The sequence below is a fragment of the Streptomyces roseirectus genome (genome assembly GCF_014489635.1).
Taxonomy (GTDB): domain Bacteria; phylum Actinomycetota; class Actinomycetes; order Streptomycetales; family Streptomycetaceae; genus Streptomyces; species Streptomyces roseirectus.
Genome location: NZ_CP060828.1, coordinates 5,726,939 through 5,742,353 on the forward strand (window position 1 = coordinate 5,726,939; position 15,415 = coordinate 5,742,353).

13 protein-coding genes are annotated in these 15,415 nt (G+C 73.9%); 10 read left to right on the top strand and 3 right to left on the bottom strand.

The window, feature by feature from the left end; translation table 11 throughout:
- Nucleotides 1-103: 103 nt before the first annotated feature.
- The 4 genes from IAG44_RS24430 to IAG44_RS24445 are packed head-to-tail and all read left to right on the top strand — an operon-like array spanning nt 104 to nt 4,112.
- Nucleotides 104-961: a zf-HC2 domain-containing protein gene (locus IAG44_RS24430; RefSeq protein ID WP_187749207.1), complete on the top strand. Its 858-nt coding sequence runs from the start codon at nt 104-106 to the stop codon at nt 959-961.
- The gene (locus IAG44_RS24435; RefSeq protein ID WP_187749208.1) at nt 962-1,828 is read left to right on the top strand and encodes an ATP-binding cassette domain-containing protein; all 867 of its coding nucleotides are present in this window, start codon (nt 962-964) and stop codon (nt 1,826-1,828) included.
- Entirely contained in the window at nt 1,825-3,474 is a 1,650-nt protein-coding gene (locus IAG44_RS24440) for a hypothetical protein (protein WP_187749209.1), read from the top strand. The genes IAG44_RS24435 and IAG44_RS24440 overlap by 4 nt, the downstream gene beginning before the upstream one ends.
- The gene (locus tag IAG44_RS24445; protein WP_187749210.1) at nt 3,459-4,112 is read left to right on the top strand and encodes a hypothetical protein; all 654 of its coding nucleotides are present in this window, start codon (nt 3,459-3,461) and stop codon (nt 4,110-4,112) included. The genes IAG44_RS24440 and IAG44_RS24445 overlap by 16 nt, the downstream gene beginning before the upstream one ends.
- A gap of 8 nt (nt 4,113-4,120) precedes the next feature.
- On the opposite strand, the gene IAG44_RS24450 is transcribed toward IAG44_RS24445, so the two are convergent.
- The 3 genes from IAG44_RS24450 to IAG44_RS24460 form a co-directional block, all read right to left on the bottom strand.
- Nucleotides 4,121-4,537 carry a DUF6174 domain-containing protein gene (locus tag IAG44_RS24450; RefSeq protein WP_187749211.1) on the bottom strand — a complete coding sequence of 139 codons (417 nt, stop codon included), beginning with the start codon at nt 4,535-4,537 and terminating at the stop codon, nt 4,121-4,123.
- 54 nt (nt 4,538-4,591) lie between these two features.
- Nucleotides 4,592-5,311, bottom strand: a complete 720-nt coding sequence (locus IAG44_RS24455; protein ID WP_187749212.1) for a hypothetical protein — start codon at nt 5,309-5,311, stop codon at nt 4,592-4,594.
- Between the two features lie 129 nt (nt 5,312-5,440).
- Nucleotides 5,441-5,854, bottom strand: coding sequence for a hypothetical protein (locus IAG44_RS24460; protein ID WP_187749213.1), 414 nt, complete (start codon nt 5,852-5,854; stop codon nt 5,441-5,443).
- Between the two features lie 196 nt (nt 5,855-6,050).
- On the opposite strand from IAG44_RS24460, the gene IAG44_RS24465 reads away from it, so the two are divergent.
- From IAG44_RS24465 to IAG44_RS24490, 6 genes are all read left to right on the top strand, one after another.
- Nucleotides 6,051-6,881: a glycoside hydrolase domain-containing protein gene (locus IAG44_RS24465; protein WP_187749214.1), complete on the top strand. Its 831-nt coding sequence runs from the start codon at nt 6,051-6,053 to the stop codon at nt 6,879-6,881.
- A gap of 423 nt (nt 6,882-7,304) precedes the next feature.
- Nucleotides 7,305-7,961 carry a SurA N-terminal domain-containing protein gene (locus IAG44_RS24470; protein WP_187749215.1) on the top strand — a complete coding sequence of 219 codons (657 nt, stop codon included), beginning with the start codon at nt 7,305-7,307 and terminating at the stop codon, nt 7,959-7,961.
- A gap of 133 nt (nt 7,962-8,094) precedes the next feature.
- The gene (locus IAG44_RS24475; protein WP_187749216.1) at nt 8,095-9,087 is read left to right on the top strand and encodes a nucleoside triphosphate pyrophosphohydrolase; all 993 of its coding nucleotides are present in this window, start codon (nt 8,095-8,097) and stop codon (nt 9,085-9,087) included.
- 420 nt (nt 9,088-9,507) lie between these two features.
- The gene (locus tag IAG44_RS24480) at nt 9,508-9,894 is read left to right on the top strand and encodes a hypothetical protein (protein ID WP_187749217.1); all 387 of its coding nucleotides are present in this window, start codon (nt 9,508-9,510) and stop codon (nt 9,892-9,894) included.
- 1,025 nt (nt 9,895-10,919) lie between these two features.
- A complete protein-coding gene (locus IAG44_RS44330; RefSeq protein ID WP_187749218.1) occupies nt 10,920-14,096 on the top strand; it encodes a hypothetical protein in 3,177 nt (1,058 codons plus the stop codon).
- Nucleotides 14,093-15,400, top strand: a complete 1,308-nt coding sequence (locus IAG44_RS24490; protein WP_187749219.1) for a cytochrome P450 family protein — start codon at nt 14,093-14,095, stop codon at nt 15,398-15,400. The genes IAG44_RS44330 and IAG44_RS24490 overlap by 4 nt, the downstream gene beginning before the upstream one ends.
- Nucleotides 15,401-15,415: the final 15 nt, after the last annotated feature.

Here is a 15,415-nt window from a genome sequence, read left to right on the forward strand (position 1 = left end):
GCGTACGCGGGTGGGCGAGAACCAGGGGCGCACGCGGGAGCGGCGAGGGCCAGGGGCGTGAGGCGAAGGCAGTGACCGACGACATGGGCAGGAGGTGGAGACGATGAGCGAGACACGGCCGACCGGCTCGGCGCACCTGAGCGCCGGCCTGCTCCGGGCGTACGCCGCCGGGCCGCTCCCCGAGGAGACCAGGGACGCCGCTGAGGCCCACCTGGACCACTGCGCCCGGTGCCGGGAACGGCTCGGCCCGCTGATGGCGGACGACGCGGAACTGACCGCGCTGTGGCGGCGGGTCGACGACGCGGTGGACGTACCGGAGCGGAGCCTGGTGGAGCGGTGGGCGCTGCGCGCCGGGGTCCCGGAGGACGCCGCGCGGCTGTGCGCGGCGATGCCGGGGCTGCGCAGGTCGTGGTGGGCCGGGGCGGCGCTGCTGCTCGGGCTCGCCGTCGCCGCCGCGCGGTGGAGCGGGTCGGCGTCGGCGCCGCTGCCGTTCTTCGCGCTGGTGCCCGCGCTGTCGGCGGTGGGGGTCGTCGCGGTGACCGGGAGGCGTTTCGACCCGGCGTACGTGTGGGTGGAGGTCTCCCCGCTGGGCGGCTTCCGGGTCGTGCTGCTGCGCGCGGCGGCCGTACAGATCCTGAGCCTCGTCCTGGGCGCGGCGGGCGCCGTGGGGATGCCGCTGCCGTTTCCGTACACGCTCGGCTGGCTCGTCCCGTCGCTGATGCTGACGGCCGTGTGCCTCGCCCTGTCGAGCCGCATGGACGCGCTGCCGGCCGTCGCCCTGACGCTCGCGGCGTGGGGCCTGTGCCTCGCGGTCGCCTACGACACGGCCCTCCCGGCGGCGACGCGCACGCTGCTGCCGGGGGCGCAACTGGCCATGGCGGGCGTCGGGTTGGTGGCCGTCGGTGCACTCGTCGTGCTGCGCGACGGGTTCGAGAGGGACCGGACGAGGGGGGTGGCGTAGATGGGAACGGGACAGGTCACGCTGACGGACATCGGCGTGCGCTACGGGCGCCGCACGGCGCTGAGGGACGTGTCGCTGCGGCTGGGGCGGGGAGTGACGGGGCTGCTGGGGCCCAACGGCGCGGGCAAGACGACGCTGCTGCGCGTCCTGGCCACGGCGAGCGGACCGGACACGGGCACGCTCTCGGTCCTGGGCCTCGACCCGCTCACCCCGGCGGGCCGGCGGGCCGTGCGCAGGCGGCTCGGCCACCTCCCGCAGAACCCCGGACTGCCCGCCCACTTCACGGCGTTCGAGTTCGTCGACTACGTGGGGATCCTCAAGGAGATCGGCGACCGGGAGATCCGGCGCACCGAGGCCCGGCGCGTACTGGAGGCGGTCGGCCTGACGGCGGACCGGGGACGGCGGATCCGCAAACTGTCCGGCGGCATGCGCCAGCGCGTCGCACTCGCCGCCGCCCTGGTCGGCGACCCCGAACTGCTGGTCCTGGACGAACCGACCGTGGGGCTCGACCCCGAACAGCGGCTGCGGTTCCGTGAACTCGTCACCGGACTCGGCGACGACAGGACGGTCCTGCTCTCCACGCACCAGACGGAGGACGTCGCGGCCCTCTGCCAGAACGTCGTCGTGCTCGACCACGGCACCGTGAAGTTCCACGGCACCCCGGCCGAACTGGCGCTCCTCGCGCGGGGGCGGGTCTGGAGCAGCGGGAAACGCGCGGACGGCGCGCTCGCGGCCTGGCGCACCGGAGCCGGCGCGTTCCGCAACATCGGGACGCCGCCGACGGGCGCGGACCTGCTCGAACCGACCATCGAGGACGGGTACCTGCTCCTCCTGGACGGCGACCGGGAGGGGGCGGACGCGGGATGAACGAACCCACCTCCACGCACCGGACGAGCCGGGGCCGCACGCACGCCGAGCCCCCGGCACCGGCCCCCGCCGGCCTCGCCGGTCCCGTCCCGGTGACGCCTCACGACGTGCCGCGCGCCCAACTCGCCCTGGCCCGCTTCGAGTCCGCGCGGGTCCTGCGCCACCCGGCGTTCCTCACGGCCGTCGCCCTGTACGCGGCCCTGTGGGCGTACGAGGCGTGGGGCGGCGGGCCGCGCGGCCGGTATCCGGTGCTCCAGGACGAGGACCGGTACACCCAGCTGCCGCTGCTCCTGCTGGCCGCGGGCGCCCTCGTCGCCACGCACCTCACCGCGACCCGGATGCTCAGGTCCGGCGCGCAGGCGCTGTGCGGCGTGCTGGCCCTGCCGCCGTGGCGGCGGACGCTCGCCCACCTCGTGACCGCCCTCCCGCCCGCCGGGGTGGCGGCGGCGTTGGCCGGGGCCCGTATCACGGCGTACGCGTCGTCCCCGGCCGCCGTGGGCAGCCCGTCGACGCTGGAACTCGCCACCGGACCGGCGGCCGTCCTGCTCGCGGGCTGCGCCGGGGCGACCCTCGCGGGCTTCACCGCCTCGACGATGGCGGGCCCGTTCGCGGTCCTGTGCCTCGGGGCCCTGCTGCTGTGCGGCGCGCTCGGGGTGCGCGGCCTGAGGTGGACGGGCCTGGTGGGCGTGGAGGACGAGTTCGCGGCGCCGCTGCCGAGCGCGCTGATGGACCGCCCGGTGCCGGAACACCTCGGCTACTTGGCCGCCGTGACCGGCGTCCTGGCCCTGCTCGCCCTGGTCAGGGCCGGGGCGCGGGCCGTGCCGGTGCGGGCGGCGCTCGCCCTGCTGGCGGTGACCGCCGTCGCGGCCGGCGTCGCGCAGTACCGGCCGCTCGACGACGCCGTGGCGGCCCGCCGGGCGGACGCGGAGCAGCGCCCCGGGGACCGGCAGAGCTGCCGGGCCGCGGGCCGGGTCACGTTCTGCGCGTTCCCCGAGTTCACGCGGCGCGGCCAGGACTGGCAGCGGGTGACGGACGGCGTCCTGCGCGAGGCCCCGCCCGGCGGGGGCCCGTACGCGGTACGGCAGCGGATCCTCCTCGACGGCGGCCCCGGCGGCGTGGCCGACCCGCCCCCGCTGGAGGCGTGGGCGCGCGACGACGCCCGGCACGGCACACCCGGCGCGGTGACCGTCGGCACCGACTGGGGCACGGACGACATCGGCGGCGGGGCGATGCTCTCCTTCGCCGTACGGTTCGCCGACCGGGTGGTCCCCGGGCGCGCGCAGGAGGAGCGGCCGACGGGGGAGCTGCTGTGCCGGGCCCGCGCCGTGACCGTGCTGTGGCTGGCCGCACAGGCGACCCCGGAGACCGCCGACGCCCTGCGCTCCCTGGACCGGCGCAGCACCGGCGGGATCTCCGTCAGCACCCTCGGCTCCGGCCAGTCGCTCGGCGTGAGCGACCCTGAAGTGCGGGTTGTACGGGACCTGTTGACGCTGCCCGACGCCGAGGTCGGCAGCCGCCTGCGAGCCGCCTGGCCGGCCCTGGCCGACGAACGCACGAGCACCGAGCGCGCGGCCCGCCTGCTCGGGGCCACGCCGCCGCCGGACGCCGAGCGGGGAACGGAGGGCACGCGATGCGCCACGCCCTGACCCTCCCCACCGCCATCGGCCCCCACCTCCTGCGCCTCGCGCCCCGCCTGCCCCTGGCGCTCGGCGCCGGCCCCGCCCTCGTCGTCGCCGTCCTCCCCCTGGCGCTCGCCGCCCACCCCGGCCAGGGCGACGCGGCCCTGCTGCTGCGGGTGACGACGGTCCTGTGCGCGCTTCCCGTCGCGTTCGCGCTGGACGACCCCGCGGCGAACACCACGGCGGCCCTCCCGTTCCCGCCGGCGCTGCGGCGGGCCCTGCGGCTGGCGCTCGCCTGCGCCCCGATGGCCGTGACCTGGACGGCGTGCGCGTTCCTGCTGCGCGCCGCGCTGCACCCGTACGACCGCGCCGCCCTCCCCCTGCCGGGGCTCGCCCTCGAAGCGGCCGGACTCACGGCGGCGGCCGTCGCGCTGGTCGGACTCGGACTGCGGCTCACCGGAGGCGAACGCGGCAGCACCCTGGCCGCCCCCGGAAGCACGCTGCTGCTCCTCGTCCTCACCCTGAGCCCGGCCCGCGCGGAGCTGTTCGCCGTGCCGTACGGCGAGTCCTGGACGTCGTCACGATGGACGTGGGCAGCGGGACTGGCGCTCGGGGCGGGGCTCGCGGCGGCGCTCCTGCGCGAGGGACGGGGTGGCGGGCGGTGAGCCGGGGCTCAGGCGGGGGCCGCTGTGTAGGCGGTGATGGTGTAGGTCGCCTCGTCGTCGACGGCGTTCTTGGAGTCGTCGAGGACGAGGCGGGTGGGGCGGCCGTCGGGGGCGTACTCGATGTCCGCGGTGTCGGCGTCGCGTTCGCGGGCCTCGCGCAGGCGCGTCAGGAGGTCGCCGATGGTGGGGAGCTGGGGGAGGAGGCGCTTGTCGTCGAGGCCGGTGGCGGCGGTGACGCGCGCGTCGCGGACGGTGATGCGGAAGGTGCCGGCGAGGACCTGGGTATCGGAGACGAGGGTGTAGGCGTAGGAGGAGGGCTCGCGCCAGGGGGTGGTGTCGGGGCCGGTGCGGGCGGGGGCGGAGGCGCAGGCCGTGGTCAGGAGCAGGAGCAGGGTTGCGGGTGGCAGGAGGCGTACGGCGGGCATGGGGTCCTCTCGTCGGGACGGCTGGGACTACGACGCCGTACGCCTCCGGGAGGTTCAGGTGGCGGACTTCAGGGAGGTCAGGACCTGGGTGGTGAGCTTCTTCGCGCTGGGGGCGCCGTCGGAGGGGCCGTCGGTGGACAGGACGGTGACGACGTTCGTGCCGAGGCGGGCGGCGACGAGGGTGGTGCCGGTCTCCCAGGCGTCGCTGGTCAGGGTGATGGTGTAGGCGTCGTCGCCGAGGCCGGGGGTGGTGACGCCGGTGATCTTGACCTTGCTGTTCGTGTCGGTGTCCGTGTAGCCCGGGCAGCCCTCGACGACCTTGCGCAGGGCGGCCATGACGTCCGTGGACGTCGTGCCCCGGTAGGCGTCTATCTCCTGGTCCAGCTCGGCGGTCGTCGTCTTGTTCACGTACGACGCCTGCGCGAACGAGACGCCCTTGATGCCCGTCTGCTCGATCCACGCGGTGCCGCCGAACGCGGAGCAGTCCGGCTTCGTCGCGGTGTCCGTCACCGGGGCTCTGTAGGTGTCGCCGGTGTCCCTCGTCGCGTCCGGGTCCACGGCGAAGCCGGACGCGAAGTACGTCGCCGGTGCGAGCGCCTTCTTCAGCTGCGTGCCGGTGAGGACGCCCGCGTTCGGGTCCTTCGGCTTCGCCGGAGCCGCCTTCGCAGTGCCGTCCGTCTTCGGGGCGTCGTCCGAGGAGTTCGAGGAACAGGCGGTCAGGGCCAGGGGGAGGGCCGCGGCGACGGCGAGCGTCTTCAGGGCGTGGGTGCGCATGGGGTGTCCTTGAGCTGTCTGCACATGACTGCGGGCCCGATGGTCACCGGGCCCGCAAGGTTCATCGTAGGAAGGTCAAGAAAACAGAAAAAACACCGAATGTCCAAATCCGGACCGAAGTGGGCCGGCTCAGTGGCCGTACGGAGGGCCGCTCTGGTACGGGTTCGGCTGCGGCGGCGCGGCGTACGGGGCCCTGGGCCGGGCGGACTTGGGGTCGAAGACCGCGAACAGGAGCAGCGCCGAGCCCATGGCCATGCCGAGCAGGAGGGCGACGGAGAAGGCGTTCTCGCCGGTCTCGCCGTCGATGAAGATGACCCACGTCCAGACGGCGGCCTCGTACACGCTGAACGAGATGAACGCGCCCCAGTCGGACGGCAGCCCGCGGCGGATCGCGACGTAGAAGAAGGGGATCCAGGCGAAGAGGCTGAAGGTGCCCCAGACGGGGACCGTCCAGGCGATGCGCTGCAACCAGCCCGCTTCCAGGCGCCGTTGGGCGACCGGCGGCGGCGTGGAGTACTGGTAACCGCCCGCTGTGCCCGTCATCCCGTCCCCATCCCCGCGTCCCGCCCCCGGTCGTCGGATCAGCCTAGGCCACCCGGTTCGGGTGAACCCACGCGCGGCCGCCCTCTACTGTGGCGTGGGGGATTCTTATGACGATCGGAAACGCCCGTTTCCGAGACGCGGGCGCGCGAGCGGTTACCTTGTGACCCGCACGGTTTCGAACGGACCAGGGGTGGGCATGGCGGAGCACCGGCAGTCGAAGAAGCGCAGATACATCGCCTGGGGCGTGGCGAGCGCCGTCGTGGTCGCCGGGGGCGCGGTCGCGGCGCAGCAGTCGATGGCCGCGACCACCTGGCCGGCGCAGAAGACGTTCACGGGGCGCGCGTTCGACACGTGCGCCGCCCCCTCGCTCGCCGCGATGAAGGCGTGGAAGGCCGACGGCTACTACAGCGGCGCCGCCGTCTACATCGGCGGCAAGAACCGCGGCTGCGCCCAGCCCAACCTCACCAATTCCTGGGTGAAGTCGGTCAACTCGCAGGGCTGGAAGCTGATCCCGCTGTACGTCGGCGCGCAGCCGCCGTGCCAGACGGGCTCCAGCCCCGAGAAGATCAGCGCCGCCACGGCCACCTCGCTCGGCGCGGCCGACGCCGCCGACGCCGTCGCCAAGGCGTCCGCGCTCGGCATGAAGGCCGGCAGCCCGATCTACCTCGACATGGAGCCGTACGCCATCACCGACAAGGCGTGCAACGACGCCGTGCTGGCGTATGTGCGCTCGTTCACGAAGACGCTGCGGGGCAAGGTCTACCGCGCCGGGTACTACGGGTTCACCTCCTCCAGCGCGAAGGCCGTCGCCACCGCAACCAACAAGACCGACCTGCCCGGCAACCTCTGGTACGCCCTGTGGGACGGCCAGGACACCACCACCGCCGACTGGCCCTGGGGCAAGGACCAGTTCACCAACCACAGCCGCGGCCACCAGTACAAGGTCAACAGCAAGGAGACGCGCGGCGGTTACACGATCACCGTCGACCGCGACAGCTGGGACGCGCCGGTCGCGATCGTCGGCTGAGGCGGAGATCGGGGGCTGAGGAGGAGGGGCCGGCGGAGGGGGTTCAGGCCGGGAGAGGGCTGAGGCGGAGGGGTGGTTGAGGGGCGGGGCGGCGGACGGAGGGTTCGCGGGCCGGAGTTGGCAGGACGCGCGCGTGTGCGTGCGCCGGTGGGCCCGTCCGGCGCGACGGCGCCCCTCCGCACCGTCCGCCCCTCCGCGCCGTCCGCCCGCGCCGCCCGCCCCCTCCGAACTGTTCGTCGGTCTCGAAGAGCACTCTCGAACACGCCCCGGACGGCACCCCCTGCGCGCGTGACGCGGGCGTGCCGGTGCCCCAAGTCCCGGTGAATCGTTGGTCGAATGGGTTGGCCCCAGGCGCACCACTGCCTACCATCGATCACCGCAAGACTTTGTGCACCGCCGCACAAGCTCCCACAGGAGGTCTCCTTGCACCGCCGACGTCGTCGTACCGCGCTCCTGCTGACCGCCACGATCGCCGCGGCAGCCCCCCTCCTCACCGCCTGCGGCAACGACGCGCACCCCGGTGCCGCGGCCGTCGTCGGCGGGCAGCGGATCACCGTCTCGCAGCTGGAGAACCGCGTCAGCGAGGTCCGCGACGCCCAGCGCGCGGCCGTGCGGGACGACGCCCAGTACGCGCAGGCCATCGCCCAGACCGGCACGCTCACGCGCGACACCCTGCACGGCATGGTCCTCGACAAGGTCATCCAGAAGGCCGCCGAGAACGCGGGCGTCACCGTCAGCCGCCGCGAGATCCAGGAGATGCGGTCCGGGCTCGAACAGCAGGCGGGCGGCGCGCAGGGGCTGGAGACGGCCTGGCTCCAGCAGTACGGGGTGCCTCCGCAGCGGATCGACGAGAACCTGCGTCTCCAACTGGAGGCCCAGAAGCTGGCGACGAAGCTGGGCACGGACACCAGTCAGCCGGCGTTCTGGAACACGCTGTCGACGGCGTCGAAGGAACTCGGGGTGGATCTCAATCCCCGGTACGGGAGTTGGGACGCGAAGAAGGTGAGCCGGGTGGATGTGGCGACGCCGTGGGTGCGGGAGGTCTCGGCGGGGGCGCAGGGGCCTTCGGCGGGAGCGTAGGGCTTCGGCTGGGGCGTAGGGGTCTTCGGCGAGGGCGTGCGGCCGGTGGACGTACAAGAGGGTTGTACGACTTGAATCCCCAGGCTGTGGATAACTTTCCCGGCGGGGTCGGGGGGTGGGTTACGTTCGGGGTGTGAACGAAACCAGCCCCGTAGATCCCGCACAGCCCACCGGCCGCATCGTCCTCCTCACCACCAGCCACCGCGTCGCCCCCGGCCTGCTCTCCTGGCCCGCCTGGCAGGTGCTCCACGCGGCGGACCGGGTCGTGTGCGGGGACGGCGCCCACCCCCAGGTGCCGTATCTGCGGGAGGCCGGTGTCGCCGTCGACACCGGCTCGCCCACCGCCGAGGAACTGGTCGCGCAGTGCGCCGGCGGGCGGACCGTGGTCGTCGTCGCCACCGGCGAGGGTGAGCCCGCACTCACCGACGGGCTCGCCCGTCTCGCCGGGTCCGGCAGGGTCGCCATGCCCGAGCTGGAACTCCTCCCCGCCTCCTACGACCTCCCCGGCGCCCGCCTCCTCGACCTCGTCCAGGTCATGGACCGCATCCGCGCCGAGTGCCCCTGGTCCTCCCAGCAGACCCACAAGGGGCTCGCCAAGTACGCGGTCGAGGAGGCGTACGAACTCGTCGAGGCGATCGAGGAGGGCGACCGCGAGGAGCTGCGGGAAGAGCTGGGTGACGTCCTCCTCCAGGTCGTCTTCCACGCGCGCATCGCCGAGGAGGATCCGGAGACGCCGTTCTCCGTCGACGACGTCGCCGCGACCATCGTCACCAAGCTGATCCACCGCCATCCGCACGTCTTCGGGGACGCGGTCGCGCAGACCCCCGAGGAGGTCCGGGACCAGTGGATCCGCCTCAAGGCGGTCGAGAAACGCCGGACGTCCGTCACCGACGGCGTCCCCCTCCACCAGCCCGGCCTCGCCCTCGCGGCGAAACTCGCCTCCCGCGTCCGCACCGCCGGCCTCACCGTCCCCCTGCCCACCGGCGACGGCATCGGCTACGACCTCCTGACCCTGGCGGCTCGCGCCGAGAGCGAGGGGGTGGACCCCGAGGCGGCGCTGCGGGCGGCGGCGAGGGTGTACCGGGAGGCGATCCGGGGGGTTGAGGGGGTGGGGGAGGAGGACTGAGGTGGCGCGGCGGGGGTGAGGTGTTCCCCGGCGGGGCGGAGTGTTCCGGGGAGGACTGGGGCGTTCCGGCGGGCGCGGGGCGCGGGGCGCGGGGCGCGGGGCGCGGGGCGCGGGGTGGGCAGGGAGGGCCGGCGTGCCTCGGTGGGTGGGGTGGTCCGGCGTGAGGGGTGGGTTGCCTCGGTGGAGGGTGGCGGTGCCTTTTCGGTGCCGCGTCCCTATGGAGGTGCGGTTATGGGGGGCGCGGTCCTCTATATAGGGGTCGCCTGCATATGGGTGTCGTCACGGATTGGACGTCGTTCTTCGCGCGGCCAGGCTGGGCGGTGGTTGTGATCACGCCGGGCCGGGTCCGTCCCGGTGCGCCGGCTGAGTTCGAGAACGGGGAATCAAGTGTTTCGTCAACTGTCCAGGACGTCGCTCGCGTTGGCCGCGGTCGCGGCTTTCGGTCTGACCGGGATGTCGGGTACGGCGCAGGCCGCCGACGCGGGGATCCTCAGTGCGACCGGGTGCACCGGCAACGCGGGGTCCACCGACGGGTCGGGGTCGGTGTGTCTGGAGATCAAGGGGACCAAGCTCCACGTCGACAGCTTCAAGCTGTCCAAGAAGTCCAACAACCGGGCCTGGACCGACCGTCCGATCGTCGAGATCGGCAGCAGCTACGGCTACTTCGGCACGCTGGAGAACGCCTCCCGCACGGAGACGGTCACCGTGGGCGCCACCGTCAACCAGAACTTCTCCAACAACTCGAAGGCGTGCGGGTGGTGGGAGAAGTACCCCGGCACGAAGGCTTGCGTGACGATCCACAACTGATCGCGGTGCGCCGGTGATCGGTGCAGAGAGGACGCCCTGTCCGCCGGAGGGTTCGGTGGGCGGGGCGTCCGTCGTGGGCGGCGAGTGCGGGAGGGTGCCGCGCCGCCGGGTAACTTCATGCCCCGCCCTTTTCGGCGCCGTTGCTTCCTGGCCCAGGGCTGGGGCCGCTCTCAACCCGCCCTGTCCGCCGGGGGGTTCGGTGGGCGGGGTGTTCGTCGTGGGTGGGGAGGCAGGGTGTCGCCTCGTCCGGGTGCGGCAGCCGGTGTCGTGGGGTGTGCTGCCGGGGCGGGGCCATGCGGGCGGTCGGTGTTCGGCCGGTGCTGAAGGGGCGGTTGTCAGCCTGTCCGCCTGGCTGCGGGGCGTGTTGCTCACCGGCGCCGCGACCTGTTGTGGCTTGCCGGCCGCCGTTCCGGTGGGCGACGTGCGGAGAGGCACCGGCTTTGCGCCGCCGCGCCAGGGGCATCGCCGGTGTCACGGATGCCGGCGGGTGACTCCGCGCTCCGGCTCGGCCGGCGTCGTCGTCTTCGGCGGGTTCGTGCGGCGGCGCTTCATCGGCGTCGGTGTTTCCAGGGGACGGCGCCGGACTGCCCCAAACTCACCCCGCCCTCCAGCCTTCCCCGCCCCCCAACTCTCTCCGTCCCCAACGCTCTCCGCCCCTCGACTCGGTCGTGTCCCCCGTCGTGGTGTAGCCGATCACGGTCCGTCGCTTCCGCTTCGGAGCCGTCCGGTACGTGCCGCTGCGGTCCGTCGTGCGATCACCACTGGTCCCGGCTCGGTGAGCCCTCAACAGGGCCGCCGGCGAGGGCGATTCGGGCCGCGACCTGCGGATTCCGCCAGCTTGATCGGCTACACCACTCGGCGGGACGCCATCCTCGACTCTCCCTGCCTTCAACACGCCCCGCTCCCAACTCACCCCGCCCCGCGAGAAGTTCCGTCGGCCGGGGTGTTCCGTGGGGGAGGGGTGTTCGGGTTGGGCAGCGAGTACGGTGGGGCTCTGATCCGGTTCTCGGGGTGCGGGGGCTTGTATGAAGCGGGAGTTGGAGGAGCTGGCGGTCAGGGCGGAGGAGGTGCTGGGGGGTGCGCTGAGGTCGCCCGCGGGGGCTGACGTCCGCTGGGCGTTGCGCGATTGGTTCGAGGAGGTGGATCCCGGGGGACCCCGTCCGCCGGCGCTCTTCAGCGAACTCGAACTGTCCGACGTCCCGTTGTTGGCCCTCCATTTCCGTGACGCCCTCGACCGTGCGAGCGGGCAGCAGGCCGACCGCCTCCACGAACTGATCGCCCGCTACGCGCACCGCGTGGACCTGGCCCCACCGATCACCCCACCGACCACCCCGCCACCCCACGAGCACCCCCTCACCCCCGACACCCCCACACCCCCGGCCCTCTCCGACCGCGCCGACCGGGTCACCACCCTCACCTCCATGCTCGTCGGCGCGAAACTGGAACAGCCGACCCCGGACACCCCGGACGCCCAGCACCTCGCCCTCACGGACCCGCACCCACACGCGCAGAGCGACCGCCCCGAACCCTGGCCCTCCCCGGCCCCCGCCGCCGACCGGGCTCCCACCCTCGCCCACTCCGACCAGTCCCCACAGCGCGACCGCCCGGCACCTCCCCCCTCCCCGCAACCCGCGACCGACCCCGCTCCCACTCCCGCGCACCTCACCCCACCCCCACACCGCCCCGCAAACCACCCCACCCCCGGCGCCCACGCCGACACCCCCCACCCCGGCACCCCCTCCCCGAACTCCCCCGACACCTCACCCACGTCCCCTACCCCTGCCCCCTACCCCGGCCGGCGTTTCCGGATCCCCCGCGTTCGCACGGACGGACCCCCGTCCGGCACCCCCGGCCGCCTCCGCTTCCCCCGCGTTCGCGCGGACGAGCCCCCCTCCGACACCTCCACCCCTGCCCCCGACCGCCCCTCATCTCCCCGCGCCCACGCGGACAAGCCCCCGTCCAACGCCCCCGCCCCTGCCCCCGACCGCCCCCTCACCTCTCGCGCCCGAGTGGACGAGCCCTCGTCCAACGCCCCTGCCTCTGCCCCCGATCACGCCCCGTCCTCCCGTCCCCGCGCGGACGAGCCCCGGTCCAACATCCCCGCCCTCGCCCCCGACCGCCCCCTCACCTCTGGCGCCCGCGCGGCCGAGCCCCCGTCCAACACCCCCAGCCTCGCCCCCGACCGCCCCCTCACCTCTGGCGCCCGCGCGGCCGAGCCCCCGTCCAACACCCCCAGCCCCGCCCCCGACCACCCCCTCACCCCCCGCCCCCACGCGGCCGACCCCCCCTCCGACACCCCCACCCCCACCCCGACCCCCAACCCCCGCGCCAACACCCCCCACCCCACCCACGACTACCTCGACTTCAGCGCGTCCACCTTCACCGCCCCCGTAACCGGCGCGGTGACAGGCGACGTCTACATCAACCACCCCATCACCCCCCACCCCGCCCCCCACACCTGGCCCACGCTAGGAGACGCGGACCCCCTGGCGATGGGAGTCCGCGCGGCGCTGCGCCTCAAGGAGTGGCCGAGGCTGACGGAGTACGTGGAGAGGGACATCGACGAGAGTGTGGAGGGCTGGTTCGAGGAGGACGGCCTGCTGGTGATCACGGGACGCCAGTTCGCGGGGAAGACGAGAACCGCGTGGACCGCCCTCCAGACCGAACTCCCGCCGGAGACAAGGGTGTACGCCCCGAGGCCGGGCACGGACCTGCGGACGCTCCCCGCGCTCCTGGCATCCCGCCCCGGCCACCACGCCCTGTGGCTGGACGACTTGGACGCCCACCTGACCCGACACGACCTGGACACAAGCCTGTTGGCGGAGCTGAACAGGGCCAGAGTCCCGGTCGTCGGGACGATGAGCGACGCCGTGTACGAGGCCCACATGGACGCCGCGGACACCTTGGCGCACAGAGTCCTCGCGCTGGCGAGGGTGGAACGCCTCAGCACGGTATGGAGCGAGCCGGAACTCCGGCGGGCCGGCGACAGCGGGGACCCGAGGCTCGTCGAGGCCCTGGAGTGGCGGGGCGAGACGGGCGTCGCGCAGTACCTGGCCGTCGCCCCCCTGTTCGCGAGGACGATGCACCGCGCGGCCGGTTCCCGCAGCAGAAGGAGCCCCGCCCAGACGTTGCTGCTCGCGGTCGCCGACCTCGTCCGGTGCGGCCTGCACGGCGACATCCCGCTGAGCCTGCTGTACCGGGTGTACCCGTACTACGACCGCGGCGGCCGGTACCCCCACTCCGACGAGACCCTGCGGAAAGCCGTCGCCGAGCTGACGACCCCCCTGCACGACGACACCACCGGCCTCCTCCTGAAGGGCAAGGCCGGCACCGTCCGCCCGTACGGCTCCCTCGTCGCCGACACCCTGCGGGACCCCTCCGCCCCGGTGCCGATGGACATCTGGCTCACCGTCCTGGCGGCCACCGCCGACGACCCCCGGCACACCGTCCTCAGCACCGCCCGCGCCCGTTTCACCCCCCTCGCCGAAGCCGGCGACCCGCACGCCATGCACATGATGGGCATCGTCAAGGAGGCGGACGGCGACCAGGACACCGCGCTGCACTGGTACCGCAAGGCCGTGGACGCCGGCCTGCCGCACCTCGCGGAACAGGTCGGCCGGCTCCTCCTCACCCGGGGCGCCCCCGACCAGGCCCTCCCCTATCTCCGCACGGCCGCCGAGAAGCCCTACGCCCGCACGGCCTCCCGCCTCCTCGCCGAAGCCCACCTCGCCCTCGCGGAACAGGCCCTCCGCACAGCCGCCGACGCGGGAGACAGGGACGCCCGCCACCGCCAGGGCGACCTCGACCAGAGGCTCGCCGACGCCTCCCGGGCCACCCAGTACTACGCCCGCCTCGACCAGGAGACCCCCCTCGCCCGCGGCCTCGCCGTCTACCACCTCCTGCGCGGCGAGCCCGAGACCGCCCACCCCTACCTGGAGCGCGCGATCCACGACGGCGACGACAGAGCCGTCCGCATCCGCGACGACCTCGCCGCCGCCCCGCAGACCCTCGACGACGCCGAACGGCACTTCCGCCGTAGCACCGACCCCCAGGACCTCGCCCACCTCGGCGTCGTCCTGGAGCGGCGGGGGCGGACGGCGGAGGCGCTGGCGGCGTACGAGGAGGCCGCCGCCCGGGGCGACGCCTTCGCCCGCGCCCGTGCCGAGACCCTGCGTGGCGACCGGGATACCGTCGAGGAGTGACCAGCAGCGACACCACCCCCGCCCCCACCCTCTTCACCTGGGAGTTCGCCACCGACCCCTACCCGGCGTACGCCTGGCTGCGCGAGCACGCCCCCGTGCACCGCACCACCCTCCCGAGCGGCGTCGAGGCATGGCTGGTCACCCGCTACACGGACGCCAAGCAGGCCCTCGCGGACGCCCGCCTCTCGAAGAACCCGGCGCACCACGACGGACCGGAGCACGCGCGGGGCAGGACCGGCATCCCCGGCGAGCGCAAGGCGGAGCTGATGACGCACCTGCTGAACATCGACCCGCCGGACCACACCCGCCTGCGCCGCCTGGTCAGCAAGGCGTTCACCCCGCGCCGCGTCGCCGAATTCGCCCCCCGCGTCCAGGGGTTGACGAACGACCTGATCGACAGGTTCGCGGCGACCGGCGAGGCCGACCTCATCCACGACTTCGCCTTCCCCCTCCCCATCCACGCCATCTGCGACCTCCTCGGCGTCCCCCGCGAGGACCAGGACGACTTCCGCGACTGGGCCGGCATGATGATCCGACACGGCGGCGGCCCGAGGGGAGGCGTCGCCCGCTCCGTCAAGAAGATGCGCGCCTACCTCCTCGACCTGATCCACCGCAAGCGCGGCGACCTCGGCGACGACCTCATCTCCGGCCTGATCCGCGCCTCGGACCACGGCGAGCACCTGACGGAGAACGAGGCCGCGGCGATGGCGTTCATCCTCCTGTTCGCCGGTTTCGAGACGACCGTCAACCTCATCGGCAACGGCACCCTCGCCCTCCTGACCCACCCCGACCAGCGTGACCGCCTCCAGAAGTCCCTGGCGGCGGGCGAGCGCGGCCTCCTGGAGACCGGCGTCGAGGAACTGCTGCGCTACGACGGCCCGGTGGAGCTGGCGACCTGGCGGTTCGCGACCGGCCCGCTCACCCTCGGCGGCCAGGACATCGCCCCCGGCGACCCGGTCCTCGTCGTCCTCGCCGCCGCCGACCGCGACCCCGCCCGCTTCGAGCACCCCGACACCCTCGACCTCGGACGGCGCGACAACCAGCACCTCGGCTACGGCCACGGCATCCACTACTGCCTGGGCGCCCCGCTGGCCCGCCTGGAGGGCCAGACGGCGCTCGCGACCCTGCTCACCCGCCTGCCGGACCTTCAACTGGGCGTGCCCGTGGACGAGTTGAGATGGCGCGGCGGCCTCATCATGCGCGGGCTGCGGACGTTGCCGGTGACCTTCACGCCCCGCACGCCCGACGGGCCGTCAGAGCGGCTGTCAGACCGGCCGTCGGACCGGCCGTCCCGGCAAACATGACACGCCCTCAACTCT

What these genes read in the sequence shown, in the direction of transcription:
- IAG44_RS24430 (WP_187749207.1), top strand. Translation starts at nt 104, where the DNA reads ATGAGCGAGACACGGCCGACCGGCTCGGCGCACCTGAGCGCCGGCCTG.
- IAG44_RS24435 (WP_187749208.1), top strand. Translation starts at nt 962, where the DNA reads ATGGGAACGGGACAGGTCACGCTGACGGACATCGGCGTGCGCTACGGG.
- IAG44_RS24440 (WP_187749209.1), top strand. Translation starts at nt 1,825, where the DNA reads ATGAACGAACCCACCTCCACGCACCGGACGAGCCGGGGCCGCACGCAC.
- IAG44_RS24445 (WP_187749210.1), top strand. Translation starts at nt 3,459, where the DNA reads ATGCGCCACGCCCTGACCCTCCCCACCGCCATCGGCCCCCACCTCCTG.
- IAG44_RS24450 (WP_187749211.1), bottom strand. Translation starts at nt 4,537, where the DNA reads ATGCCCGCCGTACGCCTCCTGCCACCCGCAACCCTGCTCCTGCTCCTG.
- IAG44_RS24455 (WP_187749212.1), bottom strand. Translation starts at nt 5,311, where the DNA reads ATGCGCACCCACGCCCTGAAGACGCTCGCCGTCGCCGCGGCCCTCCCC.
- IAG44_RS24460 (WP_187749213.1), bottom strand. Translation starts at nt 5,854, where the DNA reads ATGACGGGCACAGCGGGCGGTTACCAGTACTCCACGCCGCCGCCGGTC.
- IAG44_RS24465 (WP_187749214.1), top strand. Translation starts at nt 6,051, where the DNA reads ATGGCGGAGCACCGGCAGTCGAAGAAGCGCAGATACATCGCCTGGGGC.
- IAG44_RS44330 (WP_187749218.1), top strand. Translation starts at nt 10,920, where the DNA reads ATGAAGCGGGAGTTGGAGGAGCTGGCGGTCAGGGCGGAGGAGGTGCTG.